At 60.0% G+C, this 1,693-nt stretch carries 2 protein-coding genes; both read left to right on the forward strand.

Annotated elements, in window-relative coordinates:
* The first annotated feature begins 325 nt into the window (after positions 1–325).
* Positions 326–1,105, forward strand: coding sequence for a ParA family protein (locus G6017_RS14790; protein WP_069390364.1), 780 nt, complete (start codon positions 326–328; stop codon positions 1,103–1,105).
* A 391-nt stretch (positions 1,106–1,496) separates the two neighbouring features.
* A partial coding sequence (locus tag G6017_RS14795) for a transposase (RefSeq protein ID WP_182618037.1) occupies positions 1,497–1,693 on the forward strand: 197 nt, incomplete at its 3' end.

Here is a 1,693-nt window from a genome sequence, read left to right on the forward strand (position 1 = left end):
CATCTCATCGGTGGATCCAGGCTAAGCGAATTGGGGTAGCGGCACCAGCGCCCGGCACACCGACCCGTCTCTGCGTGCACAACAAGCTAGAGAAGCACCAGTAGCGTGCTTGTCTACCGTTACTAGATTAACTAAGCTAGCACCGCTAGCTAGCCAAACGTTGATAGTTATGGCTGCTCCGCGAGCCTTCGTTACGTCACTATCTATCAGGGTTAGCCTCGCTAGCACTACGACGCGAACTACCCAGCGATTATCCGAGGGAACGTAACCGTCCAGCCAACCTAGCGAGCACCTGTGGTTGGCCGCCACTTCGAGAGGAACGCGCATGGTCCGCAAGTTAGCGCTCTGCAATCAGAAGGGCGGCGTCGGCAAAACTGCAACGACGCTCGGCCTGGCTAGTGCACTGAGCGATCAGGGACGCAATGTTCTGATTGTGGACGTCGACCCTCAGGGGAACTCCACCACTGGGCTCGGTGTCGAAATCACGGACGACATGATGACGACGTTCGACCTCATGAACCGAACCGCTGCGGGAGCTGCAGCCAATGCCGTCATCGCAACCCCTTGGGACAGGGTTGACCTCATCCCATCCAACGAAGCATTGGCCAACATCGAGTCGGACGGAGCCAACGATTTGATCTTCCGCCTCGACATCGCGTTCGAGGGGCTCGACCTCTCGGTCTACGACGCGGTCCTCTTCGATTGTCCACCGTCACTGGGGAAGTTGCTCTTTGCCGTGTTGTGCGCAGCCGACGGGGTCATTGCCATCACCGAGCCAACCATCGACAGTGTCCGGGGGATCGAAAACCTTCAGGAAACGATCCGCAATGTCCAGAGACGACCCAACCCCCAACTCGTGCTCGAGAAAATTGTCCTTAGCCGTAAGCGGGCCACCGGCGAACACCGATTCCGCGAGAGCGAGTTGCGTGAGACCTACGGAGAACTGGTCGCGAAGACCGCCATTCCGGAACTGACCGCCCGCCAGGACGCGCATAGCACTCACACGCCGATCCACAGGTTCACTGGCGGCAAGGCGTTAGCTCTCCAGGTCGCTTACACGGATCTACTTTCCGAGCTGGTAATCACCGAAGGGACTGCAGCATGAGCGTCCAGCGTGAACCCGCAATCCGACGAACTACCCACCCCGCAGCGGACTTGCCCGAGCGACCTACCCCGACTCCCGCGCCGCTGTCCGCCCCACAGACAAACCAGCCCGCCGCGCGGGGGGAGGAGCGACTGACGGAGCAGCACAATGTCCGGTTGCGCCCATCAACGAAAGCACGGCTACTCCGCGCGGTAGACAAACTGCGCTACGAAACAGGCGACCGCACTATCAGTATCGCGTCCATCACCGACAGCGCCATCGTCGAGTACTTGGAATCACGAGACTGCTGATCAGACATCGACAGGCTTCGGGCTCGAGTTCTGGCCTGCTGCGGTGATCTCGGACAGTGGGCCCTCCTAAAGTGAGGGACCTACCGAAATGAGACCCAGCAGTGAGTGCATCACGCAGGCGGTTCAGCCAGGAGTTCAAGGATGAGCTGTGCCAGGAGGTCATCACGACCTCGAAGACGATCAAGGACGTCGCGGTGGCCTACGGCGTCGGACCTGAAACGTTGCGGAACTGGGTGAACAAATACCGCGAGACCCACGGCGGCACCGAGACTGAGGTGACGCTCGATGAGCGGGCACG

The organism is Dietzia sp. B44 (assembly GCF_014145245.1).
In the GTDB taxonomy this organism is placed as follows: Bacteria; Actinomycetota; Actinomycetes; order Mycobacteriales; family Mycobacteriaceae; genus Dietzia; species Dietzia natronolimnaea.